Raw genomic sequence first — 20,735 nt, forward strand, 5'->3', positions numbered from 1 at the left:
GCTGGATCGCAGCCAACGGTACCCGCACGGGGATGAGAGGCGGATTCTTCAGGGCCGACTCAATAGACCACTAGATGCAGACAAGAGTCGCCTGCTCATCTGCGCCACTTGCCAGTCGCTTGAGCGCTGAGATGAAGTTGTCGAGCAGGACGGGCTCGCTGACCAAGTACATCTTCGCTTCGCCCGCGACTTCACCCATCGAGAATGCGCTGAACTCGGACTGCTGGTGCGTTGCGATGAAGATTTTACCTGGAGCGCGGAAATGAAACCGAGCATGGAAGGCACCGTTCGCGTACTCCGGCCCGAACTCTCCGAGCCGTATGTCTTTGATTTCGCCGTCCACGTGGTTGCGGAAGACCAAAAGCTCGCCTGCCATTTCCCGAAGCACGGCCTCGCCGACATAGACGGTATTCGAGAACGACGATTCCTCGTTCGTCACGAGGATACGTAGCTCGACCAGGCCCTCGTCGGACCAGATCTTCGTCAAGGCAATTCGCTTCTGCATTCTGCACCCAAGACCCTGCCTAACGCCCGAATTGATCCCAGCTGCGAAGTCGCGCCGGCTTGAATGAACTACCAGAACTCACTGCGAGTACTTGCTGGGTAGTGGTCCGCCTTATTGAAGAGCGGAAAACACCGCATCCGGATCGATCTGACACCAGTAGCGGAAGTACAGAGAAGGTTTCTGACCGAGCAACAAGTCCGCTACGGTCGCGCTCAATGGAATCAGCAGCTTTGGCTGATCCCATTGCTGAGCCGTGACACCGATGCAGTTGCTTGAACCTCCGACACCAATGAGCCAAGTAGCTCGACCGCCCGCGATGCTAGCGAGAGTACACGCTTGCAAGGCGTTATGAATAAGATCGAGTACGCTGGAGGAAGGCAGAATAAAGAATCCTGCCTCATGGGATGCCATGTCATCCCCAGCGCAGACACTATCTCGGTTGACAGTAACGCGGACCTGAACAGATTCGGACATATGAACCCTAACGCCTGAATTAAGCCGCGCCGCGAAGCGGCGTCGGCTTAAATGAACTGTTAGGCCGTAACCCCGTCATTGGGACAGCTCCCTGATCAGTGCGAGTCGGAGGCTGTCTCGCGCCGAGCGTTTCTCGGCCCGCGCAAGAGCCCGCTGGCCCCTTTGGTTTGCTTTGCGGGTTGAAACGCGCCTGCGCCGATCCATGACCATGCTCTTGAAGCCGTACTTTGCCCAAATTCGGTCAAACTCTGCCTCAAGAGCTTAATACTCAGGAAGAGTCATTGCAAAGGACTGCTCTGGAAGCTCACTGGCATGCTCAATCTCCGGCAAAAGAGCGGCCATCTTTTTTTGACAGGATGCGGAGTCTGAAGAAGTCCTTGTTGCGGTGAGAATCTGACATGCGGCCTAACACCTGAGTTAAGCCACGCCGCGAAGCGGCGTCGGCTTGAATGAATTGTTAGGCGCGCAGCCAGAGGTGTTTGTGAATAGCGCGCCAAATGAGACAGCTAAGCTGATGGGAATATAATCTCACCGTCACCGGAGCTAACGTCAAAGAAGCCAACTCGATGTTTTGCGGCAAGCTCCCGTGTCTTGGCATAGGCTTGCTCCGCGACTGACCATGCGAACGTTGAATAGATGATGCTCCTGCCCACACAGTGATCGGTTACCTCCGGCGCATCCGAATCAACCGCGAATGGACCATTCATTGCTGGGAAGAACTGAATCATCTCTTGGTACCACGCTTGCAGCGCGGGCGTCGTAACCGCCGGGTCACCGTAGCCATGCCCCTCTCCCCACTCAGTTTGCTGGTCATACCAGGCCAGAAAGGACTCGCGGCCCTTTGGGGCAGAGGAAGGATCAAAAACCATCAAGTCGTAGCTCATATGTTCCCCTAGCGCCTAACGTTGGAAATCAGCGGCGGCGGTACGCCGTCCGATGCATTGACTTGTTAGGCTATTCTTCATTTTTTCTCCCAGCTCCATTAATTTCTGCGAAAGGTATTGCAGGATACTGAATCTGTATTTTTTCTATATCTGGGGCTGTGTAGCATTTCACAGGGGCGACTTCATTCGCTTTTTCTAAAACTTCCTGCGCGCCTTTTGTTAGCCTAGTTCCACCGACCAACCAGTGTTCGGCGTAATTTTTATTCTTTTGGATGTCATCTATAAAACTTTGAGCGACTGCTTTATTTATCGGGCCAGAGTAATTTTTTACTTGAACTCGAACATCAATCTGCGAGTTTGCCAAGGCAGTTTCTGAGCTTCCATTACTCACGATTTCATCAAGTTTTTGAGATAAGTTATGCGGACATTTGAGTGCTATATCTACGCCACTTTCAGGTGTTGTGGTTGTATTGGCCCTAACAACCTCTATGTTTGACTCATGGACTCCTATATTGGCGAGTATGCCAGTTACCGCAAGCTCCCCTTTTCTTCCTTTTTCTGAGTTTTTTGACATCGCGCTACCCTACAACAAGCTTGATATTGCAGTTGTTGTTATATTTTTCTTTCTTCTCCTTAAGGGTGTTGCGCACTTCTAGCCAGGCGTGAAGAGTTGAAAAATGATTATCAAGTTCTTTGGGTATCAGTACGCCCCCAGAGATATGAGAGTGCGCGCCCTCTATATGCCTAATCAACTCATCTTCAACATGTTGAAAAATAATTTCTAGGTGACTATTTTTACTGTCATCTATTATGGAGATTGGCACATCGGCGGGCTCTCCTGATGACTCCCTTATCTTCATTTCGGAAATCAATCTTTTCTTTATTGCCCAGTCGATAAGTTCGGCGGGAGCATATGACGACATCAAATTTTCTGAGCTTTCGTCGACAGGAATGTTATCCTCTAGCTCGTATTTAACCAGCATTAGCTTCTGCGACATTAGAATTTTATCCTCATTTGATTTGCAAATTTAACGCTAGCGTACCAAAACAGCCTAACGCCTGAATTAAGCCGCGCCGCGAAGCGGCGTCGGCTTGAATGAATTGTTAGCTGTCTAGCCGACAACTGCCTGAACATGCTTCATTATTCTTGCGGATAGGCCAAAAAGGTCCTTTCCGCTTATCTCGTACTGCTCAGAGATGTCAAACACATCGACGGCGTTACTCACGCGCTTTGATCCTGGGTCTGGATAGCGGCCGGCCCAGACCACGAAATGAGAGAGCCCTTTAAGGATTGCCTTGTCTTTCTCGTCTAGGTTTGGGATGAAAGCGGAAAGTTCTTCCAGCTTGTGGTGGAAATGATCCTTTTCTTGCTTAGTGAACTCGTCCGCGCCGAGCCTAAGTAGGATCATGGCCTTCAGGCAGACTTCGAGGCTGTAACCAACAAGCATTAGAGCTACCGCGTGGTACTGGCTATGACAGATGGTTCTCAGCTCTTGTGGAAAGCTGTCAAAGCTCGGTGGATTTCTCACCAGGTGAACTGCGGCCTCTGACAGCGCGTGGGCATGGCTGAGCCAGAGGACTGGGTTCTTCAAATCTGTGATGGTTGGCGGCTTGGATATATCAATAGGGTGTCCATTCGCCGTGGCCAGCAGACCCCACTTGTGCCATGCGAGTGCGCTGTAGCCAAACGGGTCGGCTGCGAATCCATTGACGCTGGGTTTAAGTGAGTCTTCCATAGACAGCTAACACCTATTCGACTGCGAAGTGCAGCCTAGTTCTGCAGCCTAACCCACTTCACTACTGCAAGGCAGTAGGAAAATCCCTCCCCCTATCAACGGCCTGCAGCGCTCCCGCGGCCTAATCCTGCAGCCTAAGCTCGCAGTCTTTCCCTGGCCAGGATGGCGCCCATGGACGAGACTGCTGCTCAGCACGATGACCCACGCCCCGGGGGCGGCGCCGTGCCCCGGGCCCCGCGCCTTCTTGACCGGGTCCGTGCGCGCGTGCGGCGGCTCGGGCTTTCGCCGCGGACGGAAGAGGCCTATATCTGCTGGATCCGGCGCTTCGTCCTGGCCAACGGCAAGCGGCACCCGGCGTCGATGGGCGCACCGGAGGTGGAGGCCTTCCTGACGGAGCTGGCGGTCCATGGCCGCGTATCGGCCTCCACGCAGAACCAGGCACTCTCGGCACTGCTCTTCCTGTATCGCGAAGTGCTCGAACGGGAGCTGCCCTGGCTCGACGGCATACAGCGCGCGAAACGGCCGCAGCGCGTACCGACGGTGCTGACGCGCGACGAGGTGGCGGCGGTACTGGCCGAACTCGACGGTGCGGAATGGCTCGTCGCGAGCCTGCTGTATGGCAGCGGCCTGCTCCTGCTGGAATGCCTGCGGCTGCGGATCAAGGGCGTGGAGCTCGTCCGACGCGAGCTGACGGTGCGCAACGGCAAGCGACAGGGACAGGCACACCGTGCTGCCGGCACGGCTCGTCGAGCCGTTGCTGATCCGGCTGGCGGAGGTGCGGCAGACCCATGCGCGCGACCTCGCCACTGGCTTCGGCACGGTCTGGCTTCCGGACGCACTCGCGCGCAAATGTCCGGCGACGGCGAGCGAATCGGCATGGCGATACGTGTTTCCGGCGTCACGGCCGAGCATGGATCCGCGCAGCGGGCGGATCGGGCGCCATCATCTGCACGAGTCGGCGGTACAGCGGCGGATGAAGACGGTGGTACACCGCGCGGGCATCGCGAAGCCGGCCTCCTGCCACACCCTGCGCCACTCCTTCGCCACCCACCTGCTGGAGGACGGCTGCGACATCCGCACCATCGAGGAATTGCCGGGTCACAAGGATGTCGCCACGACACGAATCTATACACATGTACTGAACCGCGGAGGCCGCGGAGTGCGGAGTCCGATGGACGCATACGTAGCAGGGCGGAAGGCTGCATCACGGAGGTGGCAGAGGGTGTTGCCCGCAGCGTCTCGCTGCCGCTCGATGACAAGCATGGAGCTGAATGACGAGGATGGGCGCGGCATGACGGAAAAGGAGCCGGGCGACAGGAACGGCGCGGCATGACGGTGATGGCGGCCACCCGCATCGCGGGCGGCGGCGCAGGGAACGGGCGCGCTGAGCGGACTGCCATTCCTCGTCCCCACGGCCCATGCAGGGGTGCCCCGCGCTAAACTGCACCGCTTCATGAAGACCTCCCCGCTCCCCTCTCCTCCCCTGCCGCGCGCGGGCCAGCAGCGCGCGTACTGGCAGGCGCCGGCGGCCGCGAGTGCGCTGGCGCTGATGCTGGCCGAGGCGGCCCGGGCGCATCGCGGCCCGCTGCTGGTCGTGGCTCCCGATACCCATTCGGCCAACCAGCTCGAGGACGACCTGCGCGCCTTCATCGGCGACGACCCGTCGCTGCCCGTGCTGCAGTTCCCCGACTGGGAAACCCTGCCCTACGACCTGTTCAGCCCGCACCCGGACGTGGTCTCGCAGCGCATCGCGGCGCTCTACGCACTGCCGTCCGCCAAGGCGGGCGTGCTGGTGGTGCCTGCGGCGACGCTGATGCAGCGCCTGGCGCCGGTGCGCTTCGTGGCGGGCAACGCGCTGGACGTGCGGCGCGGCGCGCGGCTCGACCTCGATGCGGAGAAGGCCCGCCTGCAGGCCGCGGGCTACCGCAACGTGCAGCAGGTGCTCGACCCGGGCGACTTCGCGGTGCGTGGCGCCCTGCTCGATCTCTTCCCCATGGGCACCATCACGCCCTACCGCATCGAGCTGCTCGACGACGAGATCGACTCCATCCGCAGCTTCGATCCCGAGACCCAGCGCTCGCAGGAGACGGTGGACGCGGTGCGCCTGCTGCCGGCGCGCGAGTTCCCGCTCGACGAGGCCACCACGAAACGCGTCCGCGAACGCCTGCGCGAGCGTTTCGACATCGACCTGCGCCGCTCGCCGCTGCTGCAGGACCTGCGGGAGGGCAGCGCGCCCGCCGGCATCGAGTACTACCTGCCGCTGTTCTTCGATCCGCCGCGCGGCGGCGATGCGGAGGACGCGACCTCCACCCTCTTCGACTACCTCGGCAACGACCCGCTGGTGGTGCTGACGGAGGGCGTGGGCGAGGCGGCCGAGGCGTTCTGGGCCCAGACCGCCGCGCGCTACGAACAGCGCCGGCACGACATCGAGCGGCCCGTGCTGCCGCCCGCCGAGCTGTTCCTGCCGCCGGACGCACTGCGCGAGCGCCTCAACCGGCTGCCGCGCATCGAGGTCTGCGGCGCGAACCACGCACGCGCCAAGGACGCCCTGCCGCTCGGCCTGCAGCCCGCGCCGAACGTTCCCATCGCGGGCAAGAACGAGGCGCCGGCCGCGGCGCTGAAGTCCTTCCTTTCCGCCTACCCCGGGCGCGTGCTGATCGCCGCGGACTCGCCCGGCCGGCGCGAAGCGCTGACCGAGCAGCTGCACGCGGCGGAGCTCTACCCTGAGACGCTCGCGGACTGGCCGGCCTTCGTCGGCGGCGAGACCCGCTTCGCGATCACCGCCGCGGCGCTCGACGAGGGCTTCGCGCTCACCGCGCCGCCGCTCACCGTGCTGACCGAGCGCCAGCTGTTCCCGGAGCGCGCCACGGGGCCGCGCGGGCGCAGCAGCCGGCGCGCGGGGCGGGACCCCGAATCCATCATCCGCGACCTCACCGAGCTGTCCGAGGGCGCGCCCATCGTCCATGCCGACCACGGCGTGGGCCGCTATCGCGGGCTGATCACGCTGGCCGCCGGGGGCACGCCCGCGGAATACCTCGAGATCGAGTACGCCAAGGGCGACAAGCTCTACGTGCCCGTGGCGCAACTGCACCTGGTGAGCCGCTACTCCGGCGCGTCGGTGGAGACCGCGCCGCTGCACTCGCTCGGTGGCGAGGCCTGGGAGAAGGCCAAGAAGCGCGCTGCCGAGAAGGTGCGCGACGTGGCCGCGGAACTCCTCGAGATCCAGGCCAAGCGCCAGGCCCGCGCCGGGCTGGCGCTCGACTTCGACCGCGGCATGTACGAGCAGTTCGCCTCGGGCTTCCCCTTCGAGGAGACCACCGACCAGCTCGCCGCCATCGAGGCGGTCATCCGCGACCTGCAGAGCTCGCTGCCGATGGACCGCGTGGTCTGCGGCGACGTGGGCTTCGGCAAGACCGAGGTCGCGGTGCGCGCGGCCTTCGTGGCCGCCACCGCCAGCAAGCAGGTCGCCATCCTGGTGCCGACGACGCTGCTGGCCGAGCAGCACTACCGCAACTTCCGCGACCGCTTCGCCGACTGGCCGATCCGCATCGAGGTGCTGTCGCGCTTCAAGAGCACCAAGGAGATCAGGGCGGAGCTGGACAAGCTCGCCGCCGGGCAGATCGACGTCATCGTCGGCACCCACCGCCTGCTGCAGAAGGACGTGCGCTTCAAGGACCTCGGGCTGGTCATCGTGGACGAGGAGCAGCGCTTCGGCGTGCGCCAGAAGGAAGCGCTGAAGGCCCTGCGCGCCGAGGTGCACCTGCTGACCCTGACCGCCACGCCGATCCCGCGCACGCTCAACATGGCGATGTCGGGCCTGCGCGAGCTGTCCATCATCGGCACGCCTCCGGCGCACCGCACCGCGGTCAAGACCTTCATCACCCCGTGGGACAGCGGGATGCTGAAGGAAGCCTTCCAGCGCGAGCTGGCGCGCGGCGGGCAGGTCTACTTCCTGCACAACGAGGTCGAGTCCATCGAGCGCATGACGCGCGAGCTGGGCGAACTGGTGCCGGACGCGCGCATCCGCTTCGCCCACGGGCAGATGCCCGAGCGCGAACTGGAGGCGGTGATGGTCGACTTCCACCGCCAGCGCTTCAACGTGCTGGTCTCGACCACGATCATCGAGTCGGGCATCGACAACCCGAACGCCAACACCATCGTCATCAATCGCGCCGACCGCTTCGGCCTGGCGCAGCTGCACCAGCTCCGCGGGCGCGTCGGGCGCTCCCACCACCGCGCCTACGCCTACCTGGTGGTGCCCGACCGCAAGGCCATGACCGCGGACGCGGAGAAGCGGCTGGAGGCCATCGCCTCGCTCGAGGAGCTGGGCGCGGGCTTCACCCTCGCCACGCACGACCTCGAGATCCGCGGCGCCGGCGAGCTGCTCGGCGAGGGCCAGTCCGGCCAGATCGCCGAGATCGGCTTCAGCCTCTACACCGAGCTGCTGGAGCGCGCGGTGCGGTCGATCAAGCGCGGCAAGATCCCGGACTTCGACACCGACATCGACCACGGTGCCGAGGTCGAGCTGCACGTGCCTGCGCTGATCCCGGACGACTACCTGCCCGACGTGCACGCACGCCTCACCCTGTACAAGCGCATCGCCAGCGCCAGGGACAGCCAGGGCCTGCACGAGCTGCAGGTCGAGATGATCGACCGCTTCGGCCTGCTGCCGGACCCGGTCAAGCACCTGTTCGCCGCCGCCGAGCTGAAGCTCGATGCGGACCGGCTGGGCATCCGCAAGATCGACCTCGGCGAGAACGGCGGGCGCGTGGTCTTCGACGAGAAGCCGAACGTGGACCCGATGGCGGTGATCAAGCTCGTCCAGCAGCAGCCCAAGGCCTACCAGCTCGACGGCCCGACGAAGCTGCGCCTGAAGATGGACTTGCCCGACGCCCAGACGCGCATCAAGTGCGCCCGCGCGCTGATGGTGGCCTTGAACGCCCGCGGGCCGTAGGAGCGGCTTCAGCCGCGATCGGTCTTCCGCCCGAGGTCCCAAGGTCGCGGCTGAAGCCGCTCCTACGGGGTTGCAGGCAGGTCGCCGTGTCCGGAGGCGTGGACTACGTCGGCGCTACGCCTCCACCTCGCGCCCCGCACAGCCCATGCACGCTGCGCGCGCTCACCCCCATCCCGGCCTTCCCCCGCAGGCGGGGGAAGGAGCGGCTCTTGGGCGAGGGAAGCTGCGCCTGAAGATGGACCTGCCCGACGCCCAGGCGCGCATCAAGTGCGCCCGCGCGCTGATGGCGGCCTTGAACGCCCGCGGGCCGTAGGAGCGGCTTCGGCCGCGATCGGTCTTCCGCACCGAGGTCCCCAGGTCGCGGCTGAAGCCGCTCCTACGGGGTTGCAGGGCAGGTCGCCGTGTCCGGACGCGTGGACTACGTCGGCGCTACGCCTCCCACCTCGCGACCCCGCAAGCCCATGCACGCTGCGCGCGCTCACCCCCATCCCGGCCTTCCCCCGCAGGCGGGGGAAGGAGCGGCTCTTGGGCGAGGGAAGCTGCGCCTGAAGATGGACCTGCCCGACGCCCAGGCCCGCATCAAGTGCGCCCGCGCGCTGATGGTGGCCTTGAACGCCCGCGGGCCGTAGGAGCGGCTTCAGCCGCGATCGGTCTTCCGCACCGAGGTCCCCAGGTCGCGGCTGAAGCCGCTCCTACGGGGCTGCAGGCAGGTCGCCGTGTCCGGACGCGTGGACTACGTCGGTGCTACGCCTCCACCTTGCACCCCCACACAGCCCATGCACGCTGCGCGCGCTCACCCCCATCCCAGCCTTCCCCCGCAGGCGGGGGAAGGAGCGGCTTCAGCCGCGATCGGTCTTCTGCACCGAGGTCCCCAGGTCGCGGCTGAAGCCGCTCCTACGGGGTTGCAGGCAGGTCGCCGTGTCCGGACGCGTGGACTACATCGGCGCTACGCCTCCACCTCGCGCCCCGCACAGCCCATGCACGCTGCACGCGCTCACCCCCATCCCGGCCTTCCCCCCGCAGGCGGGGGGAAGGAGCGGCTCTTGGGCGGGGAGTGAGACATGAGAAGTGCGAAACGTAGGGAAAGCGCCGTGGCCCGGCCTCGTTTCTCACTCCTCCAACCCGATCAGCCCCCTCCCCCGCGGACAGCGGGGGAGGGTTGGGGTGGGGGCGCTCTTGGCAAGGAACGAACCATGAGGAGTGAGAAACGCAGAAGGCGGTTGCCCGTCCCTCGCTCCCCACTTCTCTTCACTCACTCCTCAGTCCACCACCTCGGCCTCCGCGACCACGCCCGGGTCGATGAAGCCGCCGGACTGGCGGCGCCACAACTGGGCGTAGATGCCGTCGCCGGCGACGAGCCGGGCGTGCGTGCCCTCCTCGACGATACGGCCCTGCTCCATCACGATCAGGCGGTCCATCGCGGCGATGGTGGAGAGCCGGTGCGCGATGGCGATGACGGTCTTGCCCTGCATCAGGGTGGCCAGGTTCTCCTGGATCGCGGCCTCGACCTCCGAGTCCAGCGCCGAGGTCGCTTCGTCCAGCACCAGGATGGGCGCGTTCTTGAGCAGCACCCGGGCGATGGCGATGCGCTGGCGCTGCCCGCCGGAGAGCTTCACGCCGCGCTCGCCGACGTGGGCGTCGTAGCCGCGGCGGCCCTGCGCGTCGACCAGTTCCAGGATGAAGTCGTGCGCACGGGCCTGCCTGGCGGCCTCGATCATCTCGGCCTCGGTCGCGTCGGGACGGCCGTAGAGGATGTTCTCGCGCACGGAGCGATGGAGCAGCGAGGTGTCCTGGGTGACCATGCCGATCTGCGCGCGCAGCGATTCCTGGGTGACCGTCGCGATGTCGATGCCGTCGATGCGGATCGACCCGGACTCGCGGTCGTGGAAGCGCAGCAGCAGGTTCACGAGGGTGGACTTGCCCGCGCCGGAACGCCCGACCAGGCCGATGCGCTCGCCGGCGCGCACGTGCAGGTCCAGCCGCTCGATCACGCCGCTGCCCTTGCCGTAGTGGAAGCCGACACCCTCGAAGTCGATCGCGCCGCGCACCGGCGGCAGCGCCTTCGCGCCGGGGGCGTCCTCCACGGTGGGCGGCACCGAGATCGAGCCGATGCCGTCGCGCACCGTGCCGATGTTCTCGAACAGCGCGGACATCTCCCACATGATCCACTGCGACATGCCGAGGATGCGCAGCGCGAAGGCGATGCCCACCGCGATCGCGCCGGTGGTCACCGCGCCCTGCCGCCACAGCCAGATGCCGAGCGCCGCGATCGCGAACAGCAGCAGCATGTTGAGCAGGTAGTTCAGCGCGTTGTAGGCGGTGGCCAGGCGCATCTGGCGATGCACGGTGACGAGGAAGCCGTCCATCGCGTCGCGCGCGTAGGCCTGCTCCCGCTGGGAGTGCGAGAACAGCTTCACCGTGGCGATGTTGGTGTAGCTGTCGACGATGCGGCCGGTCATCACCGAGCGCGCATCGGCCTGGGTCGTCGCGACACGGCTCAGGCGCGGCACGAAGTAGCTCATCAGCGCCGCGTAGCAGACCGCCCAGGCGACGAAGGGCAGCATCAGCCGCCAGTCCGCGCTGGCCGCGACCGCGAGCGCGCCGCCGAGATAGACCAGCACGTAGACGCCGACGTCGAGCAGCTTGATCACCGTCTCGCGCACGGCGAGCGAGGTCTGCATCAGCTTGGTGGCGATGCGTCCGGCGAACTCGTCCTGGAAGTAGCTCATGGACTGCCGCAGCAGGTAGCGGTGCACGTTCCAGCGGATGCGCATCGGGAAGTTGCCGAGCAGGGTCTGGTGGATCACCAGCGAACTCAGCAGCATGGCCAGCGGCAGACCCAGCAGGACGACGACGCCGATGCCGAGCAGGGTGCGCCCCTCCGCGGCGAGGAAGCCCTCGGGCCCGTGCTCGGCGAGACGGTCCACCAGCGAGCCCAGGTAGGCATAGACGGCGACCTCGCCCACCGCGATGGCGGCCCCGAGGACCGCCATCGCCAGCAGCCAGGGGCCGGCGCCGCGCGTGTAGTGGCGGCAGAAGGCGACCAGGCCGCGCGGCGGCTGGGTCGCCGGCAGCGCGGGGAAGGGGTCGAGGCGGCGTTCGAACCAACGGAACATGGGCTCTCCGGGGCGGAAGAAGGGACGCGGGACGGCCGGACCGCGGGGCGTCCGCAAGGGGACCGCATAGTCTGCCAGCCGGGGGCTGAGCGGCCGCCGTCGCGACGTGACGTTCCGCGGATCGACCGGCGCAGTCTCGAACCTCGAGTGCGCTCGAGGTCAACCCCACGCAACCCGCACGCCTACAATCGTGCGGATGTGCGATCCGTCCTCCCCTCCCCGGCGCTCCGGCGCCTGCCCGGCATGAGTCCGACCCTCCCGTCGCAGGCCGCCGCCCGCAAACTGCGCCTCGCCGGCGCAGTGCTCGTGGTCGTGGCGCTGGTCAACATCGGCTTCGCGCTCGCCCTTCCGCCGGCGGGGCGCTCGCCGGTCCCGGGCATCCTGGTCGAGCTCGTCGGCGCCGCGCTCGGGCTGTGGCTGCTGCGCCGCAGCCTCGCCGGGGCACGCGCCGCGACGTGGTACGCCGCGTTCGGCATCGGTTTCGGCATCGCGGTGTTCGCCGTGCTGCTGCCCGTCCTGAAACCGCCGGCGGTGTGGATCGACGCCCTGCGCACGGACTTCGCGGTGGACGGCGTGCCGCTGCTGCGCGGCCTCGCGCACCTCGTGCTGCTCGGGGTCGTCTACCGGCTGCTGCGATCCGCGCCGGTGCGGCAGGCACGGACCGCCGCGGGACTGCCGGACACCCTCCCCTGGCCCGCCTTCCTCCTCGGCGCCGGCCTCGCCTGCGTGGTGGCCCTGGCGATCGCGCTGGGGAGGTGAGGGGCTGGGCCTGGGGCTTGGGGCTTGGGGCTTGGGGCTTGGGGCTTGGGCAGAGCAAAGCAAAAGCGCCCCTCCCCAACCCTCCCCGCTGTCCGCGGGGGAGGGAGCCGGTCGGGCTTGCGTGGGAAGGCTGGGATGGGGTGAACGCGCGCAGCGCGCTGCTGAGGAGTGCTTGGAGAAGAACGAGGGCAAGCTGTCGCGCCTCACTCGTTTCTCACTCCTCATCTCTCGCTCCTCGCCGAAAAGCGCCCCCTCCCCAACCCTCCCCCGCTGTCCGCGGGGGAGGGAGCTGGTCGGGCTTGAGGAGTGAGTGGGAGGAATGAGGAACGCAGTCGTGCTTTCTTTCGTTCTCACTCCTCAATCCCTCACTCCTCCGCAACCAGGCCCCTTCCCCCGCCTGCGGGGGAAGGCCGGGATGGGGGTGAGGCGCGCGCAGCGCGCTGCTCGAGGTGTGGGCGGAAACGAGCAACAAACAAAAGACTCACCCGCCGCGTGCTCGCGCTTCGCTCCTGATCCATCGCTCCAGCCTGCAACACCATTGCCCCGCTGTCCGGGCGAGGGAACCGAGGGGGGCCCGGCTGCCTCGGCCGCACCGCCACCCTCACGAACACCACCCGTCGCCCGCTAGGCTTGACCGCCCCGACCGCCGGAATCCGCGCATGTCTCCCACGCTTCCCTCGCTCGGCCTGGTCGCCCTGGGCGGCGCCCTGGGTTCGGCCGCGCGTTTCGCGCTGTCGGGCTGGGTGCTGCACCACACGGTGTCCTGGCGCTTTCCGCTGGGCACGTTCGTCGTGAACCTCGCGGGCTGCCTCGCCATCGGTCTCCTCGCGGGCGCGGGCGAGCGCTACGGGCTGTTCTCGGCCGAGACCCGCCTGCTGCTGATGACCGGGCTGCTGGGCGGCTTCACCACGTTCTCGGCCTTCGGGCTGGAAACGCTCCATCTGCTCCGGCGCGGCGAATGGCTGGTGGCGGGTTCCTACGTCGGACTGAGCGTGCTGCTGGGCCTGGCGCTGGTGTGGATCGGCTTCGGCGCGGTGGCTGCCCGCTCCGGTTGAGTCCGCCGCAGCGCGCAACGGCATCGCGCGACGCCTTTGCTAGACTCGCCTGCTGCCCTCAGCGGATGTGACGATGACGCAGAAGGACGCGAGCCCCACCGCGCCCACCTCCTCGCCGACCTGGACCACGCGGTTGCTCAACACCGTGGAATGGCTCGGCAACCTGCTGCCGCACCCGGTCACGCTGTTCGCCCTGCTGGCCCTGCTCATCGTGCTCCTGTCCGGGCTGCTCGGTGCGCTGGGGGTGAGCGTGCCGGATCCACGACCGGAGGGCACGGCGGGACGCGCGGCCGACGGGGTGATCCGGGTGATCAGCCTGCTCGACGCCGAGGGCCTGCGCCGCATCGTCACCAACCTGGTGACCAACTTCACCGGCTTCGTGCCGCTGGGCACGGTGCTGGTCGCCATGCTCGGGGTGGGCATCGCCGAACGCTCCGGCCTGCTGGCCGCGGCGATCAAGTCGCTGGTGCTGGGCGCGCCGAAGAACCTCGTGACCGTGGTGGTGGTGTTCGCCGCCATCCTCTCCAACACGGCCTCGGAAATGGGCTACGTGGTGGTGATCCCGCTCGCCGCGGCCATCTTCCACGCCCTGGGCCGGCATCCGCTGGCCGGCCTCGCCGCCGCCTTCGCGGGCGTCTCCGGCGGCTACAGCGCCAACCTGCTGATCGGCACGGTCGACCCGCTGCTCGCCGGCATCACGCAGGAGGCGGCGCGCCTCATCGACCCGGCCTACGAGGTGCATGCCGCGGTCAACTGGTACTTCATGATCGCCAGCACCTTCGCGGTCACGCTGATGGGCTGGTTCGTCACGGCGCGCATCGTGGAGCCCAAGCTCGGTCCCTACGACCCCAGGCAGCTGGATCCCGACGCCGAAGCGGTGAGCATGGATCCGCTGTCGGCACCGGAGCGCCGCGCGCTGCGCTGGGCCGGGCTGGCCGCCGCCGGGATGGCGATCCTGATCGCCGCGCTGGTGGTGCCCGAGGGCGGCTGGCTGCGCCTGCCGGGCGTGGACGACACGCTCGGCAGCCTGCGTCCCTTCCTCACCGGCATCGTCGTGCTGGTCGCCGTGTTCTTCGCCGTGCCCGGCATCGTCTACGGCGCGCTGACCGGCGTGTTCCGCAACGACCGCGACGTGATCGCCGCCATGGCGAAGTCGATGGGCACGATGGGCCTCTACATCGTGCTGGTGTTCTTCGCGGCGCAGTTCGTGGCCTTCTTCAACTGGAGCCAGCTCGGCCAGGTGCTCGCGGTGGTGGGCTCGGACCTGCTGCAGGGCATCGGGCTGACCGGGCCGCTGGTGTTCTTCGCCTTCATCGCGATGTGCGGGCTGATCAACCTGTCGCTCGGCTCGGCCTCGGCGCAGTGGGCGGTCACCGCGCCCATCTTCGTGCCGATGCTGATGCTGGTCGGCTACAGCCCGGAGGTGATCCAGGCGGCCTACCGCATCGGCGACTCGGTCACCAACGTCATCACGCCGATGATGAGCTACTTCGGCCTGATCATGGCCTTCGCCGCGCGCTACCAGCGCGACCTCGGCGTCGGCACCCTCATCGCCATGATGCTGCCCTACTCGGTCGTGTTCTTCTTCGGCTGGACGGCGCTGTTCTTCCTCTGGGTGTTCGGGCTGGGCCTGCCGGTCGGTCCCGGCGCCCCGACCCACTACGGCGTGGGAGGCTGAGGCGGATGGGTCGCACGCACGGACCCTATCGGCTGGTCGCCTTCGACTTCGACGGCACCCTCGCCAATTCGTTTCCGCTCGTGCTCGACCTGCTCGACGTGGTGGCCCTGGAATACGGCTTCATGCCGATCGAGCACGACGACCTCGAACGCCTGCGCGGCATGGAGCCCAGGGCGCTGATGCGGCACCTGGGCGTGCCGATGTGGAAGGCGCCGCAGATCATGGCGCGCATGCACCGGCTGATGGCCGAGCGCATCCACGAGGTGCGGCTGTTCGAGGGCGTCGCCGAGGCGCTGCATGCCCTGCACGCGCGCGGTGTGGCCCTGGCCATCGTCACCTCGAACGCGCCGGACAACGTGCGCAGCGTGCTCGGTGATCCGCTGTGGTCGCTGTTCGCCCATGCCGAGTGCGGCAGCTCGCTGTTCGGCAAGCACCGGCGCCTGCGCGGCCTGCTCCGGCGCGCGGGCGTGGAGCCGACCGATGCGATCTACGTCGGCGACGAACTGCGCGACGTGGAGGCGGCCCGGGCGGTGCGGCTGCCGTTCGCCGCCGTGGCCTGGGGCTACGCCGACACCCGCACCCTGGAGGCGGCGTCGCCGGAACACCTGCTGCGGGAACCAGCCGAGATCGCCACGCTCTGAGGCGGCGACAGCCTGCCTCCCGGCAGCGGCTCGGCGCAGCGGACGGGACACGAGGAAGGGCATCGCCATGCCCGCCGGTTCCCCCTCCTCTTCACTCGCTCCTGCATCGCGGATGGGATGCTCCCCGCCGATGAAACGCTACGAGACGCACCCCGCGCTGGCCGGCTGGGACGGCACCATCCGCGACGCCCGCCGCCTGCAGGTGGACCTCGCCGCACGCGTCGCGCTGGAAACCCCGCCCGGACCCGCGCTGCGGACGCTCGCCGGCTTCGACGTCGGCTTCGAGGACGGCGGCAGCATCACCCGGGCCGCGGCGGTCCTGCTCGACGCCGACAGCCTGCAGCCGCTCGCCGAGGCGCTGGTCCGGGTGCCGACGCGCATGCCCTACGTTCCCGGGCTGCTCTCGTTCCGCGAACTGCCGGCCCTGGTCGAGGCGCTGGGCCGTCTGCCCGCGGTGCCAGACCTCGCCTTCGTCGACGGCCACGGCATCGCCCATCCGCGGCGGCTCGGGATCGCCGCGCACTTCGGCGTGGCCACCGGCCTGCCCTGCATCGGCGTGGCCAAGAGCATCCTCTGCGGCGACCACGGGCCGCTCCGGGACGAGCCCGGCGCGCACGTGCCGCTGGAACACGAGGGCGAGCAGATCGGCTGGGTGCTGCGCAGCAAGCGGGCCTGCCGGCCCCTGGTGGTCTCGCCCGGCCACCGCGTCTCCATGCGCGATGCCCTCGACCGCGTCGTGCGGGCGTTGACCCGCTACCGCCTGCCCGAACCCACCCGCCTCGCCGACCGCCTGGCCTCGCGGCGCGCCGCGACGGCGGACTGAGGACGGCTGACGCGCCCCGCGGTGCGCCGCTACAGTCGGCGGATGCGCGCCCGTCTCTCCCCCGCCGTCTATGCCGAGCTGCTGTCCTGCGCGCGGCGCTATGGCACCGGCCGCGAGGACGCCGAGGACCTGCTGCAGGACGCGCTGCTGGAGGCCGTGCGCGTGGGCCGCCACGACCTCGCCCAGCCGAGCGGACGCGCATGGATGCACGGCGTCCTCCGCCGGCGCGCCGCCTTCCTCGCGCGCACCGCCGCGCGCCGCCGCGCACGCGAGGCCAGCGTCGTTCCTGCACCGGGAGCGCCGGCGCCGCGGCGTCCGCCCTGGGCCTTCGTCGAGCGCCTGCCGCGCGCCCAGCGCCAGGTGGCGGTCCTGCTCTCGGCCGGCTACGGCCGTGGAGAAATCGCCCATCTCCTCGGCCTGCGCGATGTCGCGCTGCGCCAGCGGCTCTCCGCGCTCAGGCGCGCCTGGAACGCCTGGACGGCGGACGACGCCGGGCGCGGCCTCGTCGCCGCGGAGGCGCCCACGGACGTGCGCGCGCTCGGGCTGCTGCGCCGCGCCTTGCGCGGCCTCCTGCAGCAACGCCCGCAGGCGCGGCTGGCGACGCTCGATCCCGACGGGCATCCACTGCTCGTGCGCGCTCACGTTCCGGCCCCTCGCGGCAACTGACATCCGCCGCCCCGCCCCGCGATCCCGCGCGGGCGCCGCGGCCCCAAGGAGAGCCAGACCATGATTCCCAAGCCGCGCATCGGCGCCATCGTCTTCAACGTCGCCGACCTCGCCCGCAGCGAGGCCTTCTACCGCGACCGCATCGGCCTGCCGCTCGTCCGCCAGGCGGGCGACGCGCACACCAACGGCGACTTCCTGCTGGCGGTGCTCGACGGCGGCGTGGAGGTGCTGTTCTTCCAGGGCGAGACGTCGCCCGGCAACTCGCCCGTGGTGGTGTTCGACCTCGCCGAGGGCGGCATCGACACGGTCGTCGAAGCGCTGGCGCGCGCCGGCGTGCCCATCGTGACGCCGGTGAGCGAAGCGCCCGGCGGCTGGACCGCGGACTTCGCCGACCCCGACGGGCACGTGCTGTCGATGTACCAGGCGGGGACGCTGCCGAGGGCTGCCTGAGGAGTGAGTGGAGGGAAGTGAGAAACGAGGGGCGCGATCATGCTTCCGCGTCAACGCCAGCTCCCCGCCCAAAGCGCCCCCACCCCAACCCTCCCCCGCTGTCCGCGGGGGAGGGAGCCGCTCGCGCTTCGGCGGGAGGCGCCGTGCTCATCCGAAACCAGTACGGGAGAGGACCTTCACGTTGACGCGGTCGACTCCTTCCCCCGCCTGCGGGGGAAGGCCGGGATGGGGGTGAACGCGCGCAGCGCGCTGCTTGAGGAGTGAACAGAAAGGCATGAGAAACGAGGCGGGCAGTTTGCTCCTCCCTCGTGCCTCACTCCTCATGTCTCGCTTCTCGCTGGAAAGCGCCCCCACCCCAACCCTCCCCCGCTTGTCCGCGAGGGAGGGAGCGGGTTGCGCTTCGGCGGGAGAGGGTACGTCCCGTGGGAGGTCCGCCATGACGCAAGCAGCTCCACGCTCGCGCGACCGGCTCCTTCCCCCGCCTGCGGGGGAAGGCGGGGATGGGGGTGAACGCGCAGCGCGCCACCTCGGGAAAGAGCGAAATGGGGTGAGGATGCGCGGTCGTGCCTCCCTCCGCTTCCCGCTTCCCGCTTCCCGCTTTCAGCTCCCCGCTCCCCGTCCCCCGCTCCTCGAAGGATCACACCACCCGCCGCAGCTCCCAGGCGCGGTGGATGCGCGCGTCGCGGGCGAAGTCCGGGGGGATCGTCTCGGCGCTGATCTCGCGGACCTCGGCGATGCCGGCGAAGGCCGCTTCGTCGAAGCGGAAGCGCCTGAAGTTGTTGGAGAAGATCAGCACGCCCTGGGGCGACAGCCGTGCGAGCGCGGCCTGGAGCAGGGGAACGTGGCGGGCCTGCACGTCGAAGTCGGCCGCCTTGGCCGAGTTCGAGAAGGTCGGCGGGTCGCAGAAGATCAGGTCGTAGCGCCCGCGGTCGGCGGCGAGCCAGGCCATGACGTCCGCCTGCACCAGCTGGTGCATGGGACCCGCGATGCCGTTGAGCGCGAGGTTCTCGGCAGCCCAGCCGAGGTAGGTGGCGGAGAGGTCCACCGTGGTCGTGCTCTTCGCGCCGCCCGCGGCCGCGTGCGCGGTGGCCGCGCCCGTGTAGGCGAACAGGTTGAGCACGCGCAGGTTCCGCGCCTCGCGCGCGATGCGCAGGCGCAGCGGACGATGGTCGAGGAACAGGCCGGTATCGAGGTAGTCGAACAGGTTCACGCGCAGGCGCAGGCCACCCTCGCGCACCACGACGAACTCGCCGCGCTGGTCCATGCGTCCGTACTTGGCGCCGCCCTTGCCCTTGCGACGGGTCTTGATCGCCACCTGCTCGCGCGGGATCCCGAACACGTCGCGCACCGCGGCGACCAGTTCGCCGAGCCTGCGGCGCGTGGTCTCCTCCGGGATCTGCGCCGGGGCGGCGTACTCCTGCACGTGCGCGAACACCCGTCCGGCGCCGCCGTCCTCGGTATAGACATCGACGGCGGCCGCATACTCCGGCAGGTCGGCGTCGTAGGCGCGCCAGCAGGTCACGCCCTCGCGCTCGCGCCACGCCTTCGATGCGCGCAGGGTCTTGCGCAGGCGGTTGGCGACCATCTGCGCGCCGTCGCCCAGGGGCGCCTCCGGTCGCGGCGCGCGTGCCGGCGGCCGGACCGGATCGGCGACGATCAGCGTGCACTCCAGCGCGCCGTTGAAGAGGGTGTAGCGCTTCTTCGCGCGCAGGCCGGTGGCGAAGGCCAGGTCGGCGTCGCCGCACAGCAGCACCGCGCGCCATGCCGGCGCGGCCTGCGCCAGCGCATCGCCCAGCTGCCGATAGAGCTGCGCATCGGCGGCGAGCCGCGCATCGTAGGGCGGATTGCACACCGCCAGGCCCCGGGCGGGCTGCGGCGGCAGTGCGCCGACCTCGCGCACGGCGAATCCGATCGCGTCGGCGAAACCGGCCGCCTGCGCGTTCGCACGCGCCGCGGCGATGGCCTGCGGATCCGCGTCGCTGCCGTGGATGGCGTCGGCGCGCAACGCAGCCCGGCCCGCGGCCTCGCGCGCCAGGGCCTCCTCGCGGATGCGCGTCCACAGCGCGGGGTCGAAGCCGAGCCAGTCGGTGGGCGGAGCGGCGCCGAGACGCAGCAGGCCCGGCGCCACGTCGGCGGCCATGGCCGCCCCCTCGATCAGCAGGGTGCCCGAACCGCACATGGGATCCAGCAGGGCTCCGCCGTCGGCGTAGACGGCGGGCCAGCCGCCACGCAGCAGCATGGCCGCGGCCAGGGTCTCCTTCAGCGGCGCCTCGCCCTGCGCGCCGCGCCAGCCGCGCCGGTGCAGCGGGCCGCCGCCGAGATCGACCGAGAGGATGGCGCGCCCCTTGCGGACGACGAGGTTGAGGCGCAGGTCGGGATGCTCCACGTCGACCGAGGGCCGCGCGCCGGTCTCGTTGCGGATGCGGTCCACCACCGCATCCTTGACCCGCTGCGCGGCGAAGCGCGCATGCGTGATGCCGCTGCCGGAGACGTGCGCGTCCACCGCCAGCGTGCCTTCCGGCGCCAGGTGCATGAACCAGTCGATGGCGCTGACGCCGCGGTAGAGGGTGTCCTCGTCGGCGCACTCGAAGTCCGCCAGCGGCCACAGCACGCGGCTGGCCAGGCGCGACCACATCACCGCGCGATGGGCGGCCTCGGCCTCGCCCTCGACGTTGGCACCCGCGGTGGTCGCGGTCGCGCGCGCGGCGCCCAGCGCGACCAGCTCGTCGACGAGCAGGTATTCCAGGCCCTTGGCGCAGGAGACGAAGAACTTCATGGAGATGCCGAGGCGGAAAGGCCGGCCATTGTCGCGGATGCGCCGCCCGCCCGCAGCCGGAAACGCAACCCCGCCGCCGGCCCCACCCTCTGCCCTCTGCCCCGCTTCCCCGCTTCCCCCTTCCCGCTTCCCGCTTCCCGCTTCCCGCTTCCCGCTTCCCGCTTCCAGCCTTCCAGGCCCTAAACTGCCCCGCTCCCCGCAACCCAGTACCGCCCGCC

At 68.2% G+C, this 20,735-nt stretch carries 15 protein-coding genes and 1 pseudogene; 9 read left to right on the forward strand and 7 right to left on the reverse strand.

Annotated features, from left to right (window positions below; all coding sequences use genetic code 11):
* Positions 1-70: 70 nt before the first annotated feature.
* From ACFO3Q_RS03420 to ACFO3Q_RS03440, 5 genes are all read right to left on the reverse strand, one after another.
* Positions 71-487 (reverse strand): hypothetical protein, encoded by a 417-nt coding sequence (locus ACFO3Q_RS03420; RefSeq protein WP_377003235.1) that lies wholly within the window; start codon positions 485-487, stop codon positions 71-73.
* 998 nt (positions 488-1,485) lie between these two features.
* Positions 1,486-1,863 (reverse strand): hypothetical protein, encoded by a 378-nt coding sequence (locus ACFO3Q_RS03425; protein ID WP_377003236.1) that lies wholly within the window; start codon positions 1,861-1,863, stop codon positions 1,486-1,488.
* Positions 1,864-1,933: 70 nt separating this feature from the next.
* Positions 1,934-2,437, reverse strand: a complete 504-nt coding sequence (locus ACFO3Q_RS03430; RefSeq protein WP_377003237.1) for a hypothetical protein — start codon at positions 2,435-2,437, stop codon at positions 1,934-1,936.
* Positions 2,438-2,441: 4 nt separating this feature from the next.
* Positions 2,442-2,861 carry a hypothetical protein gene (locus ACFO3Q_RS03435; protein ID WP_377003238.1) on the reverse strand — a complete coding sequence of 140 codons (420 nt, stop codon included), beginning with the start codon at positions 2,859-2,861 and terminating at the stop codon, positions 2,442-2,444.
* A 114-nt stretch (positions 2,862-2,975) separates the two neighbouring features.
* Complete coding sequence (locus ACFO3Q_RS03440; protein ID WP_377003239.1) at positions 2,976-3,599, reverse strand: hypothetical protein; 624 nt, start codon at positions 3,597-3,599, stop codon at positions 2,976-2,978.
* A 171-nt stretch (positions 3,600-3,770) separates the two neighbouring features.
* On the opposite strand from ACFO3Q_RS03440, the pseudogene ACFO3Q_RS03445 reads away from it, so the two are divergent.
* Positions 3,771-4,776 (forward strand): annotated as a pseudogene (locus tag ACFO3Q_RS03445) (integron integrase); the annotation flags it as partial.
* Positions 4,777-5,052: 276 nt separating this feature from the next.
* On the forward strand, positions 5,053-8,553 hold the full coding sequence (gene mfd, locus ACFO3Q_RS03450) for a transcription-repair coupling factor (RefSeq protein WP_377003240.1): 3,501 nt from the start codon (positions 5,053-5,055) through the stop codon (positions 8,551-8,553).
* Between the two features lie 1,259 nt (positions 8,554-9,812).
* On the opposite strand, the gene ACFO3Q_RS03455 is transcribed toward mfd, so the two are convergent.
* Positions 9,813-11,669, reverse strand: a complete 1,857-nt coding sequence (locus ACFO3Q_RS03455; RefSeq protein ID WP_377003242.1) for an ABC transporter ATP-binding protein — start codon at positions 11,667-11,669, stop codon at positions 9,813-9,815.
* A 243-nt stretch (positions 11,670-11,912) separates the two neighbouring features.
* Here ACFO3Q_RS03455 and ACFO3Q_RS03460 point away from each other — a divergent pair, with 243 nt between their 5' ends.
* From ACFO3Q_RS03460 to ACFO3Q_RS03490, 7 genes are all read left to right on the forward strand, one after another.
* Positions 11,913-12,428 (forward strand): hypothetical protein, encoded by a 516-nt coding sequence (locus tag ACFO3Q_RS03460; RefSeq protein ID WP_377003244.1) that lies wholly within the window; start codon positions 11,913-11,915, stop codon positions 12,426-12,428.
* Between the two features lie 659 nt (positions 12,429-13,087).
* Positions 13,088-13,483, forward strand: a complete 396-nt coding sequence (gene crcB, locus ACFO3Q_RS03465) for a fluoride efflux transporter CrcB (RefSeq protein ID WP_377003246.1) — start codon at positions 13,088-13,090, stop codon at positions 13,481-13,483.
* Between the two features lie 73 nt (positions 13,484-13,556).
* Entirely contained in the window at positions 13,557-15,161 is a 1,605-nt protein-coding gene (locus ACFO3Q_RS03470) for an AbgT family transporter (protein WP_377003248.1), read from the forward strand.
* Between the two features lie 5 nt (positions 15,162-15,166).
* A complete protein-coding gene (locus ACFO3Q_RS03475; protein WP_377003249.1) occupies positions 15,167-15,802 on the forward strand; it encodes an HAD hydrolase-like protein in 636 nt (211 codons plus the stop codon).
* 112 nt (positions 15,803-15,914) lie between these two features.
* Complete coding sequence (nfi, locus tag ACFO3Q_RS03480; RefSeq protein ID WP_377003250.1) at positions 15,915-16,625, forward strand: deoxyribonuclease V; 711 nt, start codon at positions 15,915-15,917, stop codon at positions 16,623-16,625.
* A gap of 42 nt (positions 16,626-16,667) precedes the next feature.
* Positions 16,668-17,291, forward strand: a complete 624-nt coding sequence (locus tag ACFO3Q_RS03485) for an RNA polymerase sigma factor (RefSeq protein WP_377003251.1) — start codon at positions 16,668-16,670, stop codon at positions 17,289-17,291.
* A gap of 60 nt (positions 17,292-17,351) precedes the next feature.
* Positions 17,352-17,741 carry a VOC family protein gene (locus ACFO3Q_RS03490; RefSeq protein WP_377003252.1) on the forward strand — a complete coding sequence of 130 codons (390 nt, stop codon included), beginning with the start codon at positions 17,352-17,354 and terminating at the stop codon, positions 17,739-17,741.
* 637 nt (positions 17,742-18,378) lie between these two features.
* Here the strand turns inward: ACFO3Q_RS03490 and rlmKL are convergent.
* On the reverse strand, positions 18,379-20,517 hold the full coding sequence (gene rlmKL / locus ACFO3Q_RS03495) for a bifunctional 23S rRNA (guanine(2069)-N(7))-methyltransferase RlmK/23S rRNA (guanine(2445)-N(2))-methyltransferase RlmL (protein ID WP_377003253.1): 2,139 nt from the start codon (positions 20,515-20,517) through the stop codon (positions 18,379-18,381).
* Between the last annotated feature and the right edge of the window lie 218 nt (positions 20,518-20,735).

Source organism: Coralloluteibacterium thermophilum, from assembly GCF_042654365.1.
GTDB classification, from domain to species: Bacteria; Pseudomonadota; Gammaproteobacteria; order Xanthomonadales; family Xanthomonadaceae; genus Coralloluteibacterium; species Coralloluteibacterium thermophilum.

Bases quoted from the DNA above. Each gene is read 5' to 3' on its own strand.
- mfd (WP_377003240.1), top strand. From the start codon at position 5,053: ATGAAGACCTCCCCGCTCCCCTCTCCTCCCCTGCCGCGCGCGGGCCAG.
- ACFO3Q_RS03490 (WP_377003252.1), top strand. From the start codon at position 17,352: ATGATTCCCAAGCCGCGCATCGGCGCCATCGTCTTCAACGTCGCCGAC.
- ACFO3Q_RS03430 (WP_377003237.1), bottom strand. From the start codon at position 2,437: ATGTCAAAAAACTCAGAAAAAGGAAGAAAAGGGGAGCTTGCGGTAACT.
- nfi (WP_377003250.1), top strand. From the start codon at position 15,915: ATGGGATGCTCCCCGCCGATGAAACGCTACGAGACGCACCCCGCGCTG.
- ACFO3Q_RS03425 (WP_377003236.1), bottom strand. From the start codon at position 1,863: ATGAGCTACGACTTGATGGTTTTTGATCCTTCCTCTGCCCCAAAGGGC.
- crcB (WP_377003246.1), top strand. From the start codon at position 13,088: ATGTCTCCCACGCTTCCCTCGCTCGGCCTGGTCGCCCTGGGCGGCGCC.
- ACFO3Q_RS03440 (WP_377003239.1), bottom strand. From the start codon at position 3,599: ATGGAAGACTCACTTAAACCCAGCGTCAATGGATTCGCAGCCGACCCG.
- ACFO3Q_RS03435 (WP_377003238.1), bottom strand. From the start codon at position 2,861: ATGTCGCAGAAGCTAATGCTGGTTAAATACGAGCTAGAGGATAACATT.
- ACFO3Q_RS03455 (WP_377003242.1), bottom strand. From the start codon at position 11,669: ATGTTCCGTTGGTTCGAACGCCGCCTCGACCCCTTCCCCGCGCTGCCG.
- rlmKL (WP_377003253.1), bottom strand. From the start codon at position 20,517: ATGAAGTTCTTCGTCTCCTGCGCCAAGGGCCTGGAATACCTGCTCGTC.
- ACFO3Q_RS03475 (WP_377003249.1), top strand. From the start codon at position 15,167: ATGGGTCGCACGCACGGACCCTATCGGCTGGTCGCCTTCGACTTCGAC.
- ACFO3Q_RS03485 (WP_377003251.1), top strand. From the start codon at position 16,668: ATGCGCGCCCGTCTCTCCCCCGCCGTCTATGCCGAGCTGCTGTCCTGC.
- ACFO3Q_RS03470 (WP_377003248.1), top strand. From the start codon at position 13,557: ATGACGCAGAAGGACGCGAGCCCCACCGCGCCCACCTCCTCGCCGACC.
- ACFO3Q_RS03460 (WP_377003244.1), top strand. From the start codon at position 11,913: ATGAGTCCGACCCTCCCGTCGCAGGCCGCCGCCCGCAAACTGCGCCTC.